Below are 17,773 nucleotides of genomic sequence, written 5' to 3' on the forward strand. Positions count from 1 at the left end.
ACCTACCGTTTATTTTTTTATTAATGACAGCACTTCGCTTCTTGCCGCAGCATCATTCAAAAAACATCCTCTGACTGCTGACGTTACAGTGATTGATCCAGGCTTTTTCACTCCGCGCATTGTCATGCACATATGCTCCGCTTCAACAACAACCATCACACCGTGAGGATCCAATGATTCGACTATGCTGTCGGCAATCGTTGATGTAATCCGTTCTTGCAGCTGTGGTTTTTTTACAACCGCTTCAACAGCGCGGGCTAGTTTGCTTAGTCCAGTCACTTTGCCGCCTTTTGGTATGTATGCAATATGTACTTTACCGAAAAAAGGAACTAGATGGTGTTCGCACATTGAAAAAAATTGAATATCCTTTACTAAAACAAGCTCTTCATGATCCTCTTCAAATACGGTTTGAAAATATTCTTTAGGATCCTGATCTATACCTGAAAAAATTTCCTCATACATATTGGCAACCCGCTTAGGTGTATCAGCCAATCCTTCCCTATTAGGATCCTCCCCTATAGCTTCTATAATTAAACGTACTGCCTGTTCTATTTGCTCTTTATTAATTTTTGGCATACTCGGCTCCTCCTATTGTCATTCATTCATACCGATTCTAGCACAATTAATGAAAAAAAAGCAAAATGAAGCTTCCTTTCCCGCAAATAGAACAGAAAACTTTTCTGAACAATCTCGCCTAAATAGGAAAAGCCCCAAAAAGGGGCTTATTCTGTGAAGAAATGCAGCGAGCATATGTAGTCGCTACTCATTTCTTAATTGTGTGCGTTCATTTCATTACTTGCCAGCAACTGCATCTTTAAGAGCTTTGCCTGGTTTAAACGCAGGCACTTTGCTTGCCGGAATTTCAATTTCTTCACCAGTTTGAGGATTGCGACCTTTGCGCGCTGAACGCTCACGCACTTCAAAGTTTCCAAAACCGATGAGTTGAACTTTGTCACCTTTTTTCAAAGATTCTAAAATTGTATCGAAAACAGCATCTACAGCTTTCGTTGCATCCTTTTTGGATAATTCGCTAGCTTCTGCTACAGCGTTGATTAATTCTGTTTTGTTCATTTAATGTTTCACCTCCTCCCAAAAAAGTTTCATGAAAATCCAGCTATTATACATTTCTTCACAGCTTTTAAGAATTCTATACATGCAACAACAAGAAGTTGGTGACTAGCTTATCATAAATGAAACAATATTTCATTTCAACAGTTTTTCATTTTCAAATTGGTTGCAAAGGATGATTCATCCTTATGAGAGAAGAATTTCTGTAAAAAGATTATCATAACAATAATGGCAGAATCAAGCACAATTCTATTAATTTCAGTCATTTTTCAATCGATTTGGCAAAAAGTTCGCCAAAACAATAGGGGGAGACTGCATGAGCAGTCAACCCTTCCATCATTTAAAAACGCATCTCCCACATATTTCCGTTTTCAAAGCGCCGAATTTTTTTTCTTTTCGTATGTTTAAAATCCCGGCTCCCGCTTGTTTTATCCGATCTTCTTCTTCCTTCAGGTTCTTGGAAATAAAAATGTTTCAACCCTTTTTCTTCCCCCCCTATGAAATGCTTCTTTAATCACTTTTTCGGAAATCACTATTCTGCCCTCCCCTTTTATTTTGTATAGCATATGTGTCTTTACATTAATTCGTTTGGACCTTTAAATCGTTAAAAAAATGTGCGTTTACCAACAGTGGCATGTTTTATCCACATTCATACTATTTAAATGAAAAACAGTAAAAAGAGGGATCAAATGGAAAAAGGCTTGGAGAAAATTTCCTTGAATCCGTCAATGAAGATTTTTTAGCAAAAAGAAAACTGCCTAAAGGCCCAATTTTTTATGCAATAGATGGTGATGCTAATTTTTCGTTATACAGTGATTTAGACCAAAAGGTAAAAAAAGGATATGAGCTAAAATACGGGGAAAATGACGATTTTAGCAAGCTCGAACAATTTATTTATTTTGTTAATACAAGCACTTCGTCCCAATTTTCTGAAGAAATTGAACAATATTTAGACGTGGAGCAATATTTAAAATGGCTGACAGGTGTAATTTGCACACAAAATTACGATGGTTTTGTTCACAATTACGCACTTTACTTACATGGAGAAACAAGCCGTTTTCATATTATTCCCTGGGATTACGATGCGACATGGGGAATTGATGTCAACGGAGAAAAAATGCGACATGACTATGTTCGGGTAGAAGGATTTAACACTTTAACGGCAAGGCTGCTAGACGTCCAAAAGTATAAAAAACTTTACCAACAACTTTTATATGACACTATACAACATCAATTTTCGGTAAAAAATTTGATAGATGCTGTATACGGTTATTATGAACAAGTGAAAAAGTTTATTAGCAAAGATCCTTATTTCCAATATACCCTTGACGAATTTAATCAACAGCCTTCACAAATTCTCTATTTTATCTCGAAAAGAAATCCATTTATCGCTTCACATTTAATGTTTTAGCAAGCTGAACGACGCAAATAGACGATCGCTTATTTTTCATGAATTAGGTAAATGTTCTGTTGCTTTCTCCCATTTTGAACGTATAAAATAATTGACCTGTATGATTGAATGCCAAGGGAGGTTAAAGAAAATGACCGCAACTTGAGAAAATTTTTATCAATATGTAAAGTCGCTTGTTGGAAAAATGATTAAGGTGAATAGAGGCGGCCCTGAAAGCAAAAGCGGTTTGCTGCTTGATGTAAAAACTGATTATTTGACCCTCTATTTATTCGAATCAAACAATGTTGTTTACTACCAATTGAAACACATTAAAAGCATTACGGAAAATTCTAAGACAAATTTCAAACCTTTTCGACTGGAAGATGTTGAACAAAACGCATCGAAAAGCGACAGCTTCCGCCGCCTAATAAAATTATTTCAGTACGAATACCTTCAAATTCGGTTTTTTCGCTAAGTTGTTTAACCTTTAAAAAAAAATGATGTGTCTTTTCAAAGGCCGGAAAACGCAGGGCAGAACTTCTTGTCAAAAAAAAACAGGGCTCACTCGTTTGCCCCTTGTGAAAAAAACAACGGCCAAAAAACCGTTGTTTTTGACCTTTTGATCTTTTATAATATGATTGCTATGAGCCCGCCTGACCCCTCGTTGATGATTCTTTCCAATGTTTCTTTTAATTTGTAGCGGGCATTTTCAGGCATCAACGACAATTTTGCCTGTATTCCTTCTCTGACGATCGAGCTTAAGCTTCTTCCGAATATATCGGAATTCCATATGGACAAAGGATTTTCTTCAAAATCTTGCATTAAATAACGCACAAGCTCTTCACTTTGTTTTTCTGTGCCAATGATCGGCGCAAATTCAGATTCAACATCTACTTTAATCATATGAATGGAAGGTGCGACTGCTTTGAGCCGGACGCCGAATCTCGATCCTTGGCGGATAATTTCCGGTTCATCCAGACTCATATCTGATAAAGCCGGTGCTGCTATGCCGTAACCTGTCTGTTTTACCATTTTTAAAGCATCGGCTACTTGATCGTATTCCGCCTTAGCGTGTGCAAAATTTTGCATGAGCTCAAGCAGATGATCCTTCCCGCGTATTTCAACACCGACAACTTCTTTTAAAATTTGATCGTACAGCTCATCCGGCGCAAACAAATCGATCTCCGCAATCCCTTGGCCCATTTGAATACCAGCTAGTCCAGCCCGCTCAATAAAATCATACTCACTGAACTGCTGGACAACTTGATTGACATCACGCAGACGTTTGATATCTTTTACTGTTTCCTTCACCGTTTCTTGATAGCTCGTGCGAAGCCAATGATCTTCTCTCAGCACCATCACCCAGCTGGGCAAATTCACATTGACTTCCAAGACTGGAAATTCGAAAAGCGCTTCTCTCAATACATTCGTTACATCAATTTCCCTCATGCTTTCCACGCTCATAGCAAGAACTGGAATATCATATTTTTCATTTAATTCTTTTCTTAAAGCCTCCGTATCCGGATGATGAGGATGCACAGAATTAATAATCATAATAAATGGTTTTCCGACTTCTTTTAACTCTTCAATTACTCGTTCTTCCGCTTCTACGTAATCTTTTCTAGGAATTTCGCCGATTGAACCGTCTGTTGTGACGACTACACCGATTGTTGAGTGGTCTTGAATAACCTTGCGGGTGCCAATTTCCGCTGCTTCATGAAACGGGATCGGCTCCTCATACCATGGAGTGTTGATCATTCTCGGCCCATTTTCATCTTCGTATCCCTTTGCACCAGGCACTGTATATCCTACGCAATCTACTAATCTTATATTGACATCAAGGCCTTCATCAACATGGACGGTGACCGCTTGATTCGGGACAAACTTTGGCTCCGTTGTCATAATGGTTTTGCCTGCTGCGCTCTGAGGGAGCTCATCTTGAGCACGTGCTTTATCCGCTTCATTTTCAATATTGGGAAGAACAACTAATTCCATAAACTTTTTTATGAATGTTGATTTACCGGTTCTAACTGCACCAACGACCCCTAGATAAATATCGCCGCCAGTTCGCTCTGCAATGTCTTTGAAAATATCTACCTTTTCCAAGTGATTCCCTCCCGACTTTCAAGTCTTATAACATCCATACATTTACAATTCTTTAGTCATTACATATTTATGATGTTGTCCTATCTAGTTATGACTGTAAAAAAAGAATTTCTTCCAAAAAGAAAAGAACCTTTCTCTTAAATTGTATTCTTAAGAAAAAGGTTCATGACTTATTTTATTAAAAATACCGGTTCATTTTTTTCATTCACAGTATATGGAAGGGAAAATGCAGGGACGAACGGGGAGTTTTCTACTAGCAAATGACGGATATCTTCCCCCTCTTTGAATGATCTTTTTGATTCCTTAATGGCACGGTATAAATCTAAGCTGTAATCAACGTAAACTTCTCGATTGTTGTCGATCACAAGCGGAAGATTTTCCCCTGAGTACGGACTCTTCACATGAGGAGGCTCTTTTAATCCTAGCTTTTTATAGTTCAGTGTAAATACATTTTTCGCTATTTGCTTTTCATAAGGAGGATATTCATGAGCATTGATCCTCATCTTTAGTTCACGGATCGCCTCTGCTATTCGTAAATCGATCAGCTTTACGGTTGGATTTTTTTCCACATCGACTAAAACATATAAGTAAATACCTCCATTTTCAAACGCGGTGCCAGGGGGCTCAGGCAAATATTCAGGAATCAACAGATTGAAATCAATAGGGTATTTTTCATAAATAGGAGTTGATTTGTCTCTCGTTTTAATCGGCAAAAGCCCTTCCGTATCAGCTTTATATTGTTCTACTGCTTTTTGCACGGATTGTATTTGCGCTTCATAAGGTATTTCATTTTTATGTAATCGTTCTTCTGGGTATAAACATCCAGATAAAAGCAAAACAAACATGATAGAGATGAAAGATTTCATTATGCTTTTCTTGTTCATCCTCGTCTTCCTCACTTTGCCTACTCGCTTGTCGGTCCGGAAAAGACTACGAAAAAAATGATAATTCCTGCTAAAATCATAAAAAAATAAGCAATCACTGCTGTGATAGATTTCAAAAATCCTTTTAGTTTAAAACGGCTCAAGTATATGGAAAAGACCGCGATAAACATAAAGGCCATCGCTGTGAGGGCAATCCACATTTTCATTAGACCTTCTGACATTGTGATCCACTCCTTCTATTCCTACCAATCATTTTAACATATGCTCTTTTTCACGCAATTGTTTTCCATATAAGAATCGAATTCAAAAAAAAACTGAAGCAGCTGGGAAATGTGCTACAGTTCTTCATTTCGATTTTCTAATATGTTCACAAGATCTTCCATTTCATGCGTTTTAACTCTCGCCATAAGCGCTTCGACTGCTTCTTTCGGATCTTTTTCGTGAAACAGCACTTCATAAAGGACATTGGCAATCGGCATTTTTACTGAATATTTTTCAGAGAGCTGTTTAGCTGCTTTTGTTGTTCTTACTCCTTCGACAACCATTCCCATGCTTTCTAAAACTTCATCTAGTTTTTTGCCCTTTCCTAGCAAATGGCCGGCACGCCAATTGCGGGAATGCACACTTGTGCAAGTGACAATTAAGTCGCCGATTCCGGCAAGACCAGAAAACGTTAATGGATTGGCACCCATTTTACAGCCTAATCTTGAAATTTCCGCCAATCCTCTAGTTATTAAAGCAGCCTTCGCATTGTCCCCGTATCCAAGGCCATCGCTGATTCCGGCAGCTAAAGCAATAATGTTTTTCAGCGCTCCTCCAATTTCAACCCCGATTATATCCGGATTCGTATACACACGAAAATAACGGTTAATAAATAAATCTTGAACAAATTTTGCTGCTTGAATATTTTTGCTCGCAGAAGTCACTGTTGTCGGCTGTCTCAAAGACACTTCTTCCGCATGGCTTGGACCTGATAATACAACTACGTCCTTCAAAAGGTGAGGAGGCATTTCTTCTTCAATAATTTCGGAAATTCTTTTTAATGAACCCGGCTCAATCCCTTTTGAAACATGGACAATTAAAATCGGCCGATCAATGGCTTCTCTTAATTGACTCAGCACTTCTCTTATCGCTTTTGTCGGGACTGCCAAGACAATCGTTTCCACATTTTCAACCGCATCCTTTAAGGAATAAAATCCGGTTAAATTGTCCGGCAATGGGACATTTGGCAAATATTTCTCATTTTTTTTTGTACGATTGATCGCTTCTATATGTTCTTTCCGATGTCCCCAAAGATGCACTTCATGACCATTGTCGCAAAGAACAATTGCAAGCGCTGTTCCCCAGCTTCCAGCTCCCAATATTGCCACCTTCGTCAAATTACTCACTTCCTTTTATTTATCTTCTTTTCCTCGCAATGATTTTAATAGGGGTTCCTTCAAACCCGAATGCATCGCGAATACGATTTTCCAAAAAACGTTCATATGAAAAATGAAGAAGCTCCGGATCATTTACAAATATGACAAATGTAGGCGGTTTAACAGAAACTTGTGTTGCATAATAGATTTTTAATCTCGTACCGTGGTCCGTTGGAGTCGGATTCATAGCAACGGCATCCATGATCACATCATTCAATACGTTTGTTTGGACACGCATCGCATGATTCTCGCTGGCAAGAATAATTTGAGGCATTAATGTGTGCAATCTCTTCTTCGTTTTTGCGGACAAAAAGACGATTGGCGCATAGTCTAAAAATAAAAATTGATCGCGAATATCTTTTTCAAACTCTCTCATCGTTCTTTCATCTTTTTCCACTGCATCCCATTTGTTTACTACAATGACAACGGCTTTCCCGGCTTCATGGGCGTAGCCAGCAATTCGCTTGTCTTGTTCAATAATTCCTTCCTCTGCATTTAAAACAACTAACACTACGTCAGAGCGTTCAATCGCTTTAAGCGCCCGTAAAACACTGTATTTTTCTGTTGTCTCATAAATTTTTCCTTTTTTTCTCATGCCAGCTGTATCAATGATGACAAACTCCTGCTTGTTATACGTAAACTTAGTGTCAATAGCGTCTCGTGTTGTTCCAGCAATTTCGCTGACGATCACTCTTTCTTCTCCTAAAATAGCATTTACTAAGGAAGATTTGCCGACATTTGGTCGGCCAATCAAAGAAAATTTAATGATGCCTTCATCATCATTTTCTGATTGGGGTTTTGGAAAATGTTTGCATACTGCATCCAAAAGATCTCCCAGTCCGAGCCCATGCGCTCCTGATATCGGGTACGGTTCTCCAAAGCCAAGAGAATAAAATTCATATATATTTTCCCTCATATCCGGGTTGTCCATTTTATTAACGGCAAGGACAACGGGTTTGTTTGAGCGGTACAATATTTTTGCAACTTCTTCATCAGCGGGAGTTACGCCTTCTCGACCGTTAGTAATGAAAATAATTACATCCGCTTCTTCAATCGCAATCTCCGCCTGATGGCGAATTTGTGCTAGAAACGGTTCATCCCCAATTTCAATTCCACCTGTATCGATCAAGTTAAATTGGAAATTCAGCCATTCACAAGGTGCATAAATACGGTCACGGGTAACACCAGGTATATCTTCTACAATTGAAATACGTTCACCGACAATTCGATTAAAAATCGTCGATTTGCCGACATTTGGTCGACCGACAATAGCCACAACAGGTTTCGGCATACTAAAACTTCCTTCCTAATTTAAAACTCATCACATTTTTCACTATGTATAATGTTAAAGGGGCTACGCCTTCAAGAAATCGCAGCATGTTTTCGCCTAACTCCTTTTTCGGCATGCCCCGGAAGTTTTTTACCAAGCTTTTTTCCAACTACCCTATTATATAGCAGTTTATGAAATTGAACAACTGCCTTAAAAATGTTTCACAATGATATATATTTCCTCGCTTATGGCATGAGCAATTCCATCTAGAATCGCTTCTAAATTTTTTGCAATCGAATCCATTTCTTTTTGGTTATCACAAATAAAAACAGGTGCACCGCCTTTTATTTTTTTCTCATTTGTCGTAACGACCGCTAAAACCGCTTTCTCTAAAACCATCGTTTTTTCTCACCTTTCCTATTTGCCTTCGACTCCGTCGGCATGCGAATGGCATTTTCAAGCGTTGGCACGTTGCTGATCACTCGAATGGCAATATCCAAATCATGTTTTTGAGGAAGCACAAACACGCCGACTCTTCCATCCTCAAGATCTCGTTTTGCCAATGGGACTAATGATGGTTCACCCGCATCGCGGTTTACGCCCAGCGCAGTTGAGACATCATGGAGAATCGCCTGACGTTGTCCGATGTTGGCAATCGTTGTTCTCGCATCAAATGATTTTGGTGTCAAAATAAACCCCATGCCATATTTTAAAACTAGTTCACGTTTTTCCGGGATGCCGATATTCATAATATAAATGTCATCGACATACAAGCCTGCACCGTCAAAATGCGGCTTTACATATTGAATGTCAACAATATCTTTCAATGTGCCTCCAGACATTAACACTTTAGAAATGATAAAGCAAACGACCGTCATCACAAGAGCCATCCAAAAGCCAAAGATTAAATAAGCAAGCGTAACAAATAAAGATGTGAAAATCACTAAATAATTTCTGCTTTCAAAGGCGATTGCAATTCCTTCAATATATGTACTTCCCCGAGGAACAAGCTCATATTGATCGAGCTCTGACAGTGTATTTCTTTCCATGTTGCGGACTTCGCGAAACTGCGATGCAGCCAACGTTAAAAAAGTAATGGCAGTAAACTCCTTTTCCATTATGGCCGGAACAGCAATCGTGCCGAGTCCCGCTGCTATAAATCCAAGTGCGATATGAATAATTTTTCCGTGCAAATATGTGGGATATTGGCGATAATCGGTTTTTAGCATAAAAAGACGGGCTAACACACCTACGAAGACACCATAAAAAATAGGAAGCGTGTATTCATTCATGACCCTTGCCTCTCCCTTGCATGTTTTTTGAATATATGTTCTAAAGAAGCAGCGAATGTTTTGAATGAAGCCCATATGAGCAATGAAAAGATTCCGATTGACAGCATATCAAGAAAAGGAAAGTCGCCTATTACAATCGGCCGATAATAAGAATAAACTGCAGACGAAAAAAGAGCTTCTCCGTAACAAGATCCCAATATAAAAAATGCCATTCCTTCAAAAAAATCTTTGCTCAGCATATTGGATAAAATGACTCCTAATATAGATAAATACATCTGAACGTCAAGTAAAAACCAGACAGGATCAAATAAATAAAACAGCTTGACTCCTGCATAGGCAACCGTAATGATCAAAACGGAAAATAATGAATAAAATAAACGCTTAGTTCTATACAAGATGAAAAAACTAAGCAAAGCAAATAAGATATACGAAAAACCAACATGTATTTGTGTAAAGTGTATAAACGTTGCACTTCCTAAAATATTTAACAATATAAAAAAGGAGAGCCAAAAACGAGCATCCGTTTTTGGAAGCCAAAATGTTACAATTACCCAAATCATCCACATGAACCAATAATAATATATTCCTTCCATCTCCAACCTCCTACTATTTCCATTATGTGAAAAATTTATGGATGCTAACCGTACAAATTTTGAAATCAAAGCTAAAAACGTATAAAAAGCAGTTAAAGGGCTGTGGGAGAATTGATTGCTGATGGATTGCTGTGAGAGAAAAATGTAAACATTTCACTGCCCGTCAAGAAATGAATTTTCGCTATTTTTTTAGAACTCATAAGCCGATCTGTTTAATGGCAGAATGTCCGTATAATTTCTTTTCATAAAAAAAGGCTTCTAAATCATTATTTGTTTTTTAGGAGGGAGTTTTTCTGCAAAAAAATTGTGGGCTAATGAATACAGGCTGGATGTATCACTTGTTTATCTGCACAAGTTTTGATTTTTAATAGAGATACGAACGCAAAACGGACGTATCGCTTGCTTATTAAAAGCAGCGAAGAATTTTGTTCGCACATATAATCACGATATAGAGCAGCTTAGCAAAAATAGAACCGGTACTGCAGAACTCAAAATACAGCTTATTGAAGTGATATGGAAGCTATATACTAGGCGAGGCTTCGAACAATAACAGCTTATTACAGCGAGGATGGAGCGTATCATTCTCAAGGATTTATGAAAAGAACAGCAGTGGAGAAGATGATAAAACAGCTCGTTATATGCTGGGCGGTGCTTATGGAGTCTTTATGGAGAACGCTCAAATACGAAACGTAGATTTCGTTTGAGGATTGGCAATCGATACAAATTACCCTCATAAAACGACTAAACGGCCTCAGCCCTATGGAATATAGAGATAAAGCCGCTTAGAACATTTTTTATTCCGCTGTCACCTTGACAAGGGGCAGCTCGTGATGATCGCCTTTGTCTTTATTTTAATTTATTTAATTGCTCTCCGATCATTTCGCTTAGTTGAAATCCTGTCGATTCCTCTTTCGGACGATATTTGCGAAAATCTTCTTCACTACCGGTCCCATCATCTTCCAATTCCTTTATGCTTAAGGAAATCCGTTTCTCTTCTTCATTTACATCAAGCACTTTTACTTTTACCTTTTGTCCTTCTTCTAATACTTCTTGAGGAGTGCCTATATGTTTTTTAGAAATTTGCGATATATGGACAAGACCTTCTACTCCAGGTAAAACTTCAACAAAAGCTCCGAATGAGACGAGGCGTTGTACAGTTCCTTCGACAACATCACCGGATTTGATTTTTTCAGAAATGTTTTCCCATGGACCAGGCAATGTTTCTTTAATCGATAGTGAAACCCGTCCATTATCCCGATCGACAGACAAAACTTTCACTTTTACCTTTTCGCCTTCTTGAAGCACATCTGACGGTTTATCTACATGAGCATGAGAGATCTGAGAAATATGTACAAGACCGTCAATCCCGCCGATGTCAACAAAGGCTCCGAAATCGGCTAAACGTTGGACTGTTCCTTCCAATACATCACCAGGCTGAATCGACTGAAGCACTTGCTGTTTTTTCTCTTCCTGCTCTTTTTCCACTACAGCACGATGAGACAAAATCACTCGATTTTTTTCACGGTTTAGCTCCACAACCATCAATGTCAATGTTTTTCCTTTATAATCTGAAAAATCCTCAACATAGTGAGGTTCAACCAATGAAGCAGGAATAAATCCGCGGACGCCCAGGTCTACCACTAAACCGCCTTTTACGACATCCTTCACTTCTGCCTCAAATACTTCTTTATTTTCAAATTTTCTCTCTAATTCCACCCAAGCTTTATCCGCAGCCACTTTGCTTTTCGATAAAATGACTGCTTCTTCCTCAACTTTAATGACCGCTAGTTCAAGCTTGTCATTTTCCTTTACAACATCTGAAGCTTTTTCAATATGCAAACTAGACAGTTCACTAATCGGAATGATGCCCATTTGTTTGCAATTTTTAATATCAACAATCACCTGCTTATCTTCCACTTTTGTTACAGTTCCCTCTACAACGTCTCCCACTTCAGGCACAAAAACTTCACCTTGATTGATGTCCTCTACCATACCATTTACCTCCTTGGTCAAGCCATAGCAACTCAACAAAATATGTACCATTCTATTTAGTATGTCACAAGCTATTCTAAATAGAATGAAAAATACCTCTTTTCTATAAGTTCTAACAAAAAATTCCGTTTGTCAAGTTAAATCCATTGATTACCTATATTTTTCGAGCAAATTTCTAATTTCTGTCATGATTTTATCGGTCGCTTCTTCAGCTGAAATTTTTTTGTTTCGACAAGATGTAAAATCAATGGCTGGGCCGAAAATGACTTTCGTTTTCCGAAACGGTTTGTAAGAACTGACGACGGCGCATGGCAAGACGACACAATCTGATCTTAAGGCAAAAAAACCTGCACCAGCCAAACCTTTTCCGAGTTCACCTGTTTTGCTTCTCGTTCCTTCCGGAAAAATGGCTAAAACTTCTCTTTCTTTTAATATTTTCAAGCCTGTTCTTAACGCCTCTCGATCGGAAAAGCCCCTTTTGACCGGAAACGCCCCTAATGCCCGGACGATCAGGCTGAAAACCGGAATTTTAAACAGCTCCTCTTTAGCCATAAAACGGAGCTGCCTTGGTGAAACGATACCAATCGTCGGAGGGTCCAAATTATTAATATGATTGGAACAAAGCAGCACGGCACCATCCATTGGAAAATGTTCCTTTCCGATCACTTCGACCCGAAAGAGCGGTTTAATAAAGCAGTAAACAATTGCCTTTGCAAATTGATAAAATTTACCCATTTCTTACAGCCTTTCTTTTACCAATTCTTTAATTAATTCCGCCACCTCTTCAATCGTCAATGAAGTTGTATCGATTTCGACGGCATCCGGCGCCTTTTTTAATGGGGCAGTTGCCCTCGTGGAATCAAGCTTATCTCTTTCTTCAATTTCTTTCTTTAATTGTGTTAAATCGGATGTAAAACCTTTTCTTAAATTCTCCTCATACCTTCTTTTTGCTCTTTCCTCTACAGAAGCTTTTAAAAATATTTTCAACTCCGCATTCGGCAGCACATGAGTGCCGATATCCCTGCCATCCATGACAACGCCGCCGTTTCCTGCAAGCTGTTTTTGCCTTTTCACCATTTCCTCCCGTACATTAGGATGTTTGGAAACAGTGGAAACATGCTTTGTTACTTCATTGGAACGGATAATCGCCGTTACGTCTTCACCGTTTACTAGCACTTGCTGACCTTCATTTACCGGCTTCAGTTCAATCGTCATTTCATTCAAAAGCTTGGTGAGCGCTTTTTCATCCTCCAAAGAAATTCCATTCTGTAAAGCTTTCAAAGTGAGAGCTCTGTACATCGCACCCGTATCAATGTATGTATAGCCTAAATCTTTTGCGATTTTTTTGGCAACTGTGCTTTTCCCGGCAGCTGCCGGACCGTCGATTGCAATGGAAATTTTTTTACTCATAATACCTCCTAGCTAGTTTCAAAAAATATGTATCTATTTTTTTGGAATACAGAAAGAAAAGCAGGGGTTTCCTGCTCTTTTAGCGGCTGATAGTTTCCACCCATTCGGAGATGGACATGTTTCCAACACCTTCATATTGCACGGCTTTTGATAAATATGGCTTCAATTCAGAATGGCGCAAAAAAAGCTGAGCGGCAATTAACATAATGAATTGTATAATGATCAATTTGATCAATATTTGTTCAAAGCGCTTCACAAAAAACATCCTTTTGCCATTTTTTATAAATAGTATGGACAGCCTTGCCGGTATTATTCATTCAAAATTCCTTTCTTTTTCATTTGCAGCTGCTGTTCAAAGCAAAAGCGAATCAATTTTTGCCGCGTCTTTTCGTCAATGTCGATAAATGCAATGGATGCGAATTTTTGATGATCCGCTTCCATAACTCTGAGCGCCTTCCCTGTTAATTTGTAATATTCAATTGTGCCATCCATAAAAGTTAGTACCATATAAATATGTATATTTTCATTTAGCGGTACTTCCGCTCCGTTTGGAATAATGATTGAAATGCCGCCAGCACTTATGTCGTTTGTAACTGTTGTAAATGGGGCGAATTCCTGATTAATGGCGTGTATGGCTACATCAACGGCTGTCTCGATTCTGACAAATTGCCGCCTTTGGATCTCCTCCATATACTCAGGTGCCTGAAGCATGATCATCGGGAGGTTATCTTTTTTCTTGCCAAGAACTTTAGTACGAAATTTATACGGTTTTTTTTCGCTGTTCACAAATGTTGCAACGAGCTCGGTGCCGTCTGGTAAGAAAACAGTTTTTCCTGTCTTGCTATTTATAGGAAAATCAATATAAAGAATGTTTTCTTCTTGGTCCACAAGTTTGCATTTTAGTATTTGATCTTGGCCAGAAAGTTCCAATGTGATCATCGTACCAATTTTTATCAACGTTACCACTCTTTCAATGTAATAAGCGCTCTACATTTATTAAAGCATGAAATGAAAAAAAGGGAAAGCCTAAAAATCGACTCCCCTTTTTGTGATTAAATTTCTCTGAATAACGGTTCAGCACTTTGCAATTTTTCCACTTTTTCTTCCGTTCCGTCCATTGCGTTGATGAAAATGCGGTACGTGTCTTGGTCAATCGTTCCTAAAAATTCATAGCACAGCACTTCTTCGCCGGCATCATTTGTCACAACAGCTAATCGATCCTCCTGAATTTCAACGTTAGAATGGACTGATTTTTTCGCTTCTTCTTTTGTAATAGCCGGTTTCGGCAAATTTCTTTTTTTGTGCGCTGCTAAATAATCATGTCCAGAATAACCTATAATTTCTCCGTTGTCCAACGCTACCTTTAAACGAACTGCATCAGGATATAGACGTACACCTTTGTAATTAGAAACAAATGTGAAAACACCAATGTTGTCATATTGTGCACTCTCATAAAGCTCTAAATCCTTAAATTTTAGCTTTTTCAAAAATTCCGTTGCTCGGTTGGATGCTTCATTTAAGCTGATTTTTTGTTGTTTAATATCTCTGTTGTGCAATAAATAAATTAAATGACCGCCTTTTTTCGTGATATCCATATAAACATCATGTTTATTTCCTTTATCATGCATAGTAATGCTGTAAAACTGAATGTTTGATCCTTTACCATTTGTTGTTACATCTACTCGTTCTACATTTTTAGGGGCAAATCGTTTTGCGATTTGTTTTGCTTCTTGCTCTGATATTTCCTTTCCTGTTAATTGTTCAAATCCTTTTTTAGGCTTTTGCAGCGCTGTTGCCGTTGGACCGAAATTAGTTTCGGAATAGCCTTCAACATTTTTTTCTACCGTTTTAAATCCATCAATGATCGTATTGTCCATTTGTTTTTGCCCTGATGCTAGTGCGAGTTCAACATCCATCCAGCGCAGATTGTTTTTTAAGATTAAATGCTGGACGTTTCTCAATTCGTCTTGTATGTCTTTTGCATTTTTATACAATTTTTTTAACGTCTCATATTCTTGATCCGTTAACGGGTTTTTGTTTAAATCTCTCACTGCTGTTTGATAACTAAATTTCCCAATGTTTGACAAAAATTCCTCTGTTTTATTGAATGGCAAAAGAGTTAACGGAAGCTGACCGACATCATTGTGCGCTTCCGATGTAATTCTCCAAACTTCCGCCAGCGCCGGTGACAACGACTTTCTTGAATTCATGGCGAGTGTCTCACCAATTTTGTCATGAAGCTGATCCACTTGATAAGTTAGATCGTGAAAAGCCCGCTGATAATTGTTTTCTGCATGAATTAATACGGCGTTTTTTTCCTGATGTTCTTTATATCCCCAGTAGCCTGTTCCGATTAAGGCCACTGTTAGCAACCCGATTAATAATCCCCGAAACATATTGAATCACCTCACTATTCACAGAATATGTGTTTTCCGATTTTCTTTATTTGCGGCCGCGTCCATATCCATGGGCTTGTTGCTGTATCCGGATTGAAATAATAGAGAGCTTCTTCTGTCGGATCCCACCCGTTAATGGCGTCCATCACCGCTTTTCTCGCTGTTTCATTTGGTGTCAAATATATTTGTCCATCGCTGACAGCTGTAAAAGCACCCGGTTCAAAAATAACACCAGCAACCGTATTTGGAAATGTCGGGCTGTTCAGTCGGTTTAAAATAACTGCCGCAATTGCTACTTGACCAATATAAGGCTCGCCGCGGGCTTCTCCGTAAACGGCATTGGCTAAAAGATTTAAGTCATTTTGTGAAAAGCCTCCAGGCATATTCACCGCCATCGGCTGTACCGATTTCCCTGTTTGTTGTTTATTTTGGGCTGCTTGCTGTTTAGGAGCAGCCTGCTTTTGCCCTTGTCCAGCCTGACCAGCTTGTTGTTTTTTTGGCGGTACATTTTTTGCGAGATTTTTTTCGGTTTGCTTCCGCCATTTTGCGCGCAGCTCCTCAGAAGGCGCTGTTTGGATTTTTAGCGGCACTCCGCCATAATGGGTAAAGTCTCTGCCTTTTCGAATTTGTTCGTGGACAAAAGACTTATAATATTTTGTCGTATTGATAAGCTTTTGTTTTGTTTCAGGACCAACTAAACCATCTACTTCTTTAAGTCCGAAATTATTTTGAAATTTTCTAACTGCCCAATAAGTATTCCATCCATATACCCCATCAATTTTCCCATGATAATATCCGTTATATTGAAGTCTTGCCTGCAGTTCAATGACATCATCACCTGTCGCACCTCTCTGAATCACTTGTTCGCTAAAAGCATGAACATGCAGCTGATTGTTAGAAAGAATAAGAAAAACGATTAAAACAAAAGCGTTTGCGAGCAGATATTTCATGTTTTTTCCCATCATCATGCCTCCTCACTTTATATCGTTACATGTATTTTCTGTAGTAGATGTCATTTTATACAACAAAAAAACCGGCTCATGCCGGTTCAAAAATTTTTTTATCCTGATATTGTTTCGATATTTTGCTTGTATACCATGCGCGCTTTTTTTGCTTTATGAAGCCCAAACCACCATAAAAACACCATAAACGGAGTGACCCAAAACTTCCAGTCTTCATTGGAAAGCAAGATATAATTGTACGTTCCGTGCAAAAGAAACGGAATAACTAGAGAATAAAAGAGCCATCTTTTTTTAAGCCTATCATTCGAAAATTTGCTTTTTCCTAAATAATACCCCATGATGACACCGAACAATGCATGGCTTGGGACTGGAAAAATTGCGCGCCCGAATGCAAACTCCACACCGTTCGCAATTAAATATAAAATATTTTCCAATGTCGCAAAGCCGAGAGAGATGGACACACCATAAACGATTCCATCGTAATGTTCATCAAAATGAAAATGGGAGTAAATTGTAAAATAAAAAATAAACCATTTAAAAAACTCTTCCAATAAACTCGAAGCAAAGAAAGCTTGTAAAAAAGAAGAGGGAAATACATTTTCTGTTTCGAGAACGTATTCAATAAACATAATTGGAAAAACAAGCAGCGCACCGAAAATAAACGTCCGAACAACCATGTAAAGGGGTTCCATTTCATATTGATCCTTCAAATAAAAATATGAAAGTATTGCCAGCCCTGGTGCAATGCCTGCTGTAATAATCGCGATCATAATGACAGCCTCTTTTCTTCTAGTATCTCCTTATTTATGTATAGATTTATCAGAATATTCCTTTTAAAATAAAACAAAATAAAAGAATGAGAAATGATGATTCATGTTAGAGCAGCTGTAAGTTGTTAAAAACATCCTTTTGATAAAATGGTAACATGTATATGACAAAATGAAAATCAAAAATAAGCATGAAAAAAATGAAACTTTAATGAAAGGGATAAA

18 protein-coding genes and 1 pseudogene are annotated in these 17,773 nt (G+C 38.3%); 1 reads left to right on the forward strand and 18 read right to left on the reverse strand.

The window, feature by feature from the left end:
• Positions 1 to 9: 9 nt before the first annotated feature.
• Together folE and hbs are read right to left on the reverse strand one after the other, a co-directional pair.
• Entirely contained in the window at positions 10 to 576 is a 567-nt protein-coding gene (gene folE / locus NSR00_RS06435; RefSeq protein ID WP_063388590.1) for a GTP cyclohydrolase I FolE, read from the reverse strand.
• 216 nt (positions 577 to 792) lie between these two features.
• Positions 793 to 1,071 (reverse strand): non-specific DNA-binding protein Hbs, encoded by a 279-nt coding sequence (hbs, locus tag NSR00_RS06440; RefSeq protein ID WP_063388591.1) that lies wholly within the window; start codon positions 1,069 to 1,071, stop codon positions 793 to 795.
• 724 nt (positions 1,072 to 1,795) lie between these two features.
• On the opposite strand from hbs, the pseudogene NSR00_RS06445 reads away from it, so the two are divergent.
• A pseudogene (locus NSR00_RS06445) lies at positions 1,796 to 2,479 on the forward strand (CotH kinase family protein); the annotation flags it as partial.
• A gap of 606 nt (positions 2,480 to 3,085) precedes the next feature.
• On the opposite strand, the gene spoIVA reads toward NSR00_RS06445, so the two are convergent.
• The 16 genes from spoIVA to prsW all read right to left on the reverse strand — a co-directional run bounded on the left by spoIVA (position 3,086) and on the right by prsW (position 17,551).
• Positions 3,086 to 4,564: a stage IV sporulation protein A gene (gene spoIVA, locus NSR00_RS06450; protein ID WP_063388595.1), complete on the reverse strand. Its 1,479-nt coding sequence runs from the start codon at positions 4,562 to 4,564 to the stop codon at positions 3,086 to 3,088.
• Positions 4,565 to 4,734: 170 nt separating this feature from the next.
• On the reverse strand, positions 4,735 to 5,448 hold the full coding sequence (locus NSR00_RS06455; RefSeq protein WP_082829632.1) for a hypothetical protein: 714 nt from the start codon (positions 5,446 to 5,448) through the stop codon (positions 4,735 to 4,737).
• Positions 5,449 to 5,468: 20 nt separating this feature from the next.
• Positions 5,469 to 5,669 (reverse strand): DUF2768 domain-containing protein, encoded by a 201-nt coding sequence (locus NSR00_RS06460; protein WP_063388596.1) that lies wholly within the window; start codon positions 5,667 to 5,669, stop codon positions 5,469 to 5,471.
• 114 nt (positions 5,670 to 5,783) lie between these two features.
• Positions 5,784 to 6,827, reverse strand: a complete 1,044-nt coding sequence (locus NSR00_RS06465; RefSeq protein ID WP_340787711.1) for an NAD(P)H-dependent glycerol-3-phosphate dehydrogenase — start codon at positions 6,825 to 6,827, stop codon at positions 5,784 to 5,786.
• A 19-nt stretch (positions 6,828 to 6,846) separates the two neighbouring features.
• On the reverse strand, positions 6,847 to 8,157 hold the full coding sequence (der, locus tag NSR00_RS06470; RefSeq protein WP_063388598.1) for a ribosome biogenesis GTPase Der: 1,311 nt from the start codon (positions 8,155 to 8,157) through the stop codon (positions 6,847 to 6,849).
• Positions 8,158 to 8,346: 189 nt separating this feature from the next.
• Positions 8,347 to 8,535 (reverse strand): capping complex subunit for YIEGIA, encoded by a 189-nt coding sequence (locus tag NSR00_RS06475; RefSeq protein ID WP_066251964.1) that lies wholly within the window; start codon positions 8,533 to 8,535, stop codon positions 8,347 to 8,349.
• Entirely contained in the window at positions 8,526 to 9,428 is a 903-nt protein-coding gene (locus NSR00_RS06480; RefSeq protein ID WP_063388600.1) for a YIEGIA family protein, read from the reverse strand. Before NSR00_RS06480 ends, NSR00_RS06475 begins: the two co-directional genes overlap by 10 nt.
• Complete coding sequence (locus NSR00_RS06485; RefSeq protein WP_063388601.1) at positions 9,425 to 10,021, reverse strand: YphA family membrane protein; 597 nt, start codon at positions 10,019 to 10,021, stop codon at positions 9,425 to 9,427. Before NSR00_RS06485 ends, NSR00_RS06480 begins: the two co-directional genes overlap by 4 nt.
• Positions 10,022 to 10,867: 846 nt before the next feature.
• Positions 10,868 to 12,013, reverse strand: a complete 1,146-nt coding sequence (gene rpsA, locus NSR00_RS06490) for a 30S ribosomal protein S1 (protein WP_094246143.1) — start codon at positions 12,011 to 12,013, stop codon at positions 10,868 to 10,870.
• Positions 12,014 to 12,163: 150 nt separating this feature from the next.
• Positions 12,164 to 12,748 carry a lysophospholipid acyltransferase family protein gene (locus NSR00_RS06495; protein WP_340787715.1) on the reverse strand — a complete coding sequence of 195 codons (585 nt, stop codon included), beginning with the start codon at positions 12,746 to 12,748 and terminating at the stop codon, positions 12,164 to 12,166.
• A 3-nt stretch (positions 12,749 to 12,751) separates the two neighbouring features.
• Positions 12,752 to 13,423 (reverse strand): (d)CMP kinase, encoded by a 672-nt coding sequence (gene cmk / locus NSR00_RS06500; RefSeq protein WP_063388604.1) that lies wholly within the window; start codon positions 13,421 to 13,423, stop codon positions 12,752 to 12,754.
• 79 nt (positions 13,424 to 13,502) lie between these two features.
• Positions 13,503 to 13,688 (reverse strand): DUF5359 family protein, encoded by a 186-nt coding sequence (locus tag NSR00_RS06505; RefSeq protein ID WP_232515564.1) that lies wholly within the window; start codon positions 13,686 to 13,688, stop codon positions 13,503 to 13,505.
• 44 nt (positions 13,689 to 13,732) lie between these two features.
• A complete protein-coding gene (locus NSR00_RS06510; protein WP_340787718.1) occupies positions 13,733 to 14,380 on the reverse strand; it encodes a flagellar brake protein in 648 nt (215 codons plus the stop codon).
• A gap of 95 nt (positions 14,381 to 14,475) precedes the next feature.
• Positions 14,476 to 15,819, reverse strand: a complete 1,344-nt coding sequence (gene ypeB, locus NSR00_RS06515; protein WP_340787721.1) for a germination protein YpeB — start codon at positions 15,817 to 15,819, stop codon at positions 14,476 to 14,478.
• 14 nt (positions 15,820 to 15,833) lie between these two features.
• Positions 15,834 to 16,787: a spore cortex-lytic enzyme gene (sleB, locus tag NSR00_RS06520; RefSeq protein ID WP_094246145.1), complete on the reverse strand. Its 954-nt coding sequence runs from the start codon at positions 16,785 to 16,787 to the stop codon at positions 15,834 to 15,836.
• Positions 16,788 to 16,879: 92 nt separating this feature from the next.
• Positions 16,880 to 17,551: a glutamic-type intramembrane protease PrsW gene (prsW, locus tag NSR00_RS06525; protein ID WP_066251976.1), complete on the reverse strand. Its 672-nt coding sequence runs from the start codon at positions 17,549 to 17,551 to the stop codon at positions 16,880 to 16,882.
• Between the last annotated feature and the right edge of the window lie 222 nt (positions 17,552 to 17,773).

The sequence above is a fragment of the Aeribacillus sp. FSL K6-8394 genome, from assembly GCF_038008865.1.
GTDB lineage: Bacteria > Bacillota > Bacilli > Bacillales > Aeribacillaceae > Aeribacillus > Aeribacillus composti.

Bases quoted from the DNA above. Each gene is read 5' to 3' on its own strand.
- folE (WP_063388590.1), bottom strand. From the start codon at position 576: ATGCCAAAAATTAATAAAGAGCAAATAGAACAGGCAGTACGTTTAATT.
- hbs (WP_063388591.1), bottom strand. From the start codon at position 1,071: ATGAACAAAACAGAATTAATCAACGCTGTAGCAGAAGCTAGCGAATTA.
- NSR00_RS06455 (WP_082829632.1), bottom strand. From the start codon at position 5,448: ATGAACAAGAAAAGCATAATGAAATCTTTCATCTCTATCATGTTTGTT.
- NSR00_RS06460 (WP_063388596.1), bottom strand. From the start codon at position 5,669: ATGTCAGAAGGTCTAATGAAAATGTGGATTGCCCTCACAGCGATGGCC.
- der (WP_063388598.1), bottom strand. From the start codon at position 8,157: ATGCCGAAACCTGTTGTGGCTATTGTCGGTCGACCAAATGTCGGCAAA.
- NSR00_RS06475 (WP_066251964.1), bottom strand. From the start codon at position 8,535: ATGGTTTTAGAGAAAGCGGTTTTAGCGGTCGTTACGACAAATGAGAAA.
- NSR00_RS06480 (WP_063388600.1), bottom strand. From the start codon at position 9,428: ATGAATGAATACACGCTTCCTATTTTTTATGGTGTCTTCGTAGGTGTG.
- NSR00_RS06485 (WP_063388601.1), bottom strand. From the start codon at position 10,021: ATGGAAGGAATATATTATTATTGGTTCATGTGGATGATTTGGGTAATT.
- rpsA (WP_094246143.1), bottom strand. From the start codon at position 12,013: ATGGTAGAGGACATCAATCAAGGTGAAGTTTTTGTGCCTGAAGTGGGA.
- NSR00_RS06495 (WP_340787715.1), bottom strand. From the start codon at position 12,748: ATGGGTAAATTTTATCAATTTGCAAAGGCAATTGTTTACTGCTTTATT.
- cmk (WP_063388604.1), bottom strand. From the start codon at position 13,423: ATGAGTAAAAAAATTTCCATTGCAATCGACGGTCCGGCAGCTGCCGGG.
- NSR00_RS06505 (WP_232515564.1), bottom strand. From the start codon at position 13,688: ATGTTTTTTGTGAAGCGCTTTGAACAAATATTGATCAAATTGATCATT.
- ypeB (WP_340787721.1), bottom strand. From the start codon at position 15,819: ATGTTTCGGGGATTATTAATCGGGTTGCTAACAGTGGCCTTAATCGGA.
- sleB (WP_094246145.1), bottom strand. From the start codon at position 16,787: ATGATGATGGGAAAAAACATGAAATATCTGCTCGCAAACGCTTTTGTT.
- prsW (WP_066251976.1), bottom strand. From the start codon at position 17,551: ATGATCGCGATTATTACAGCAGGCATTGCACCAGGGCTGGCAATACTT.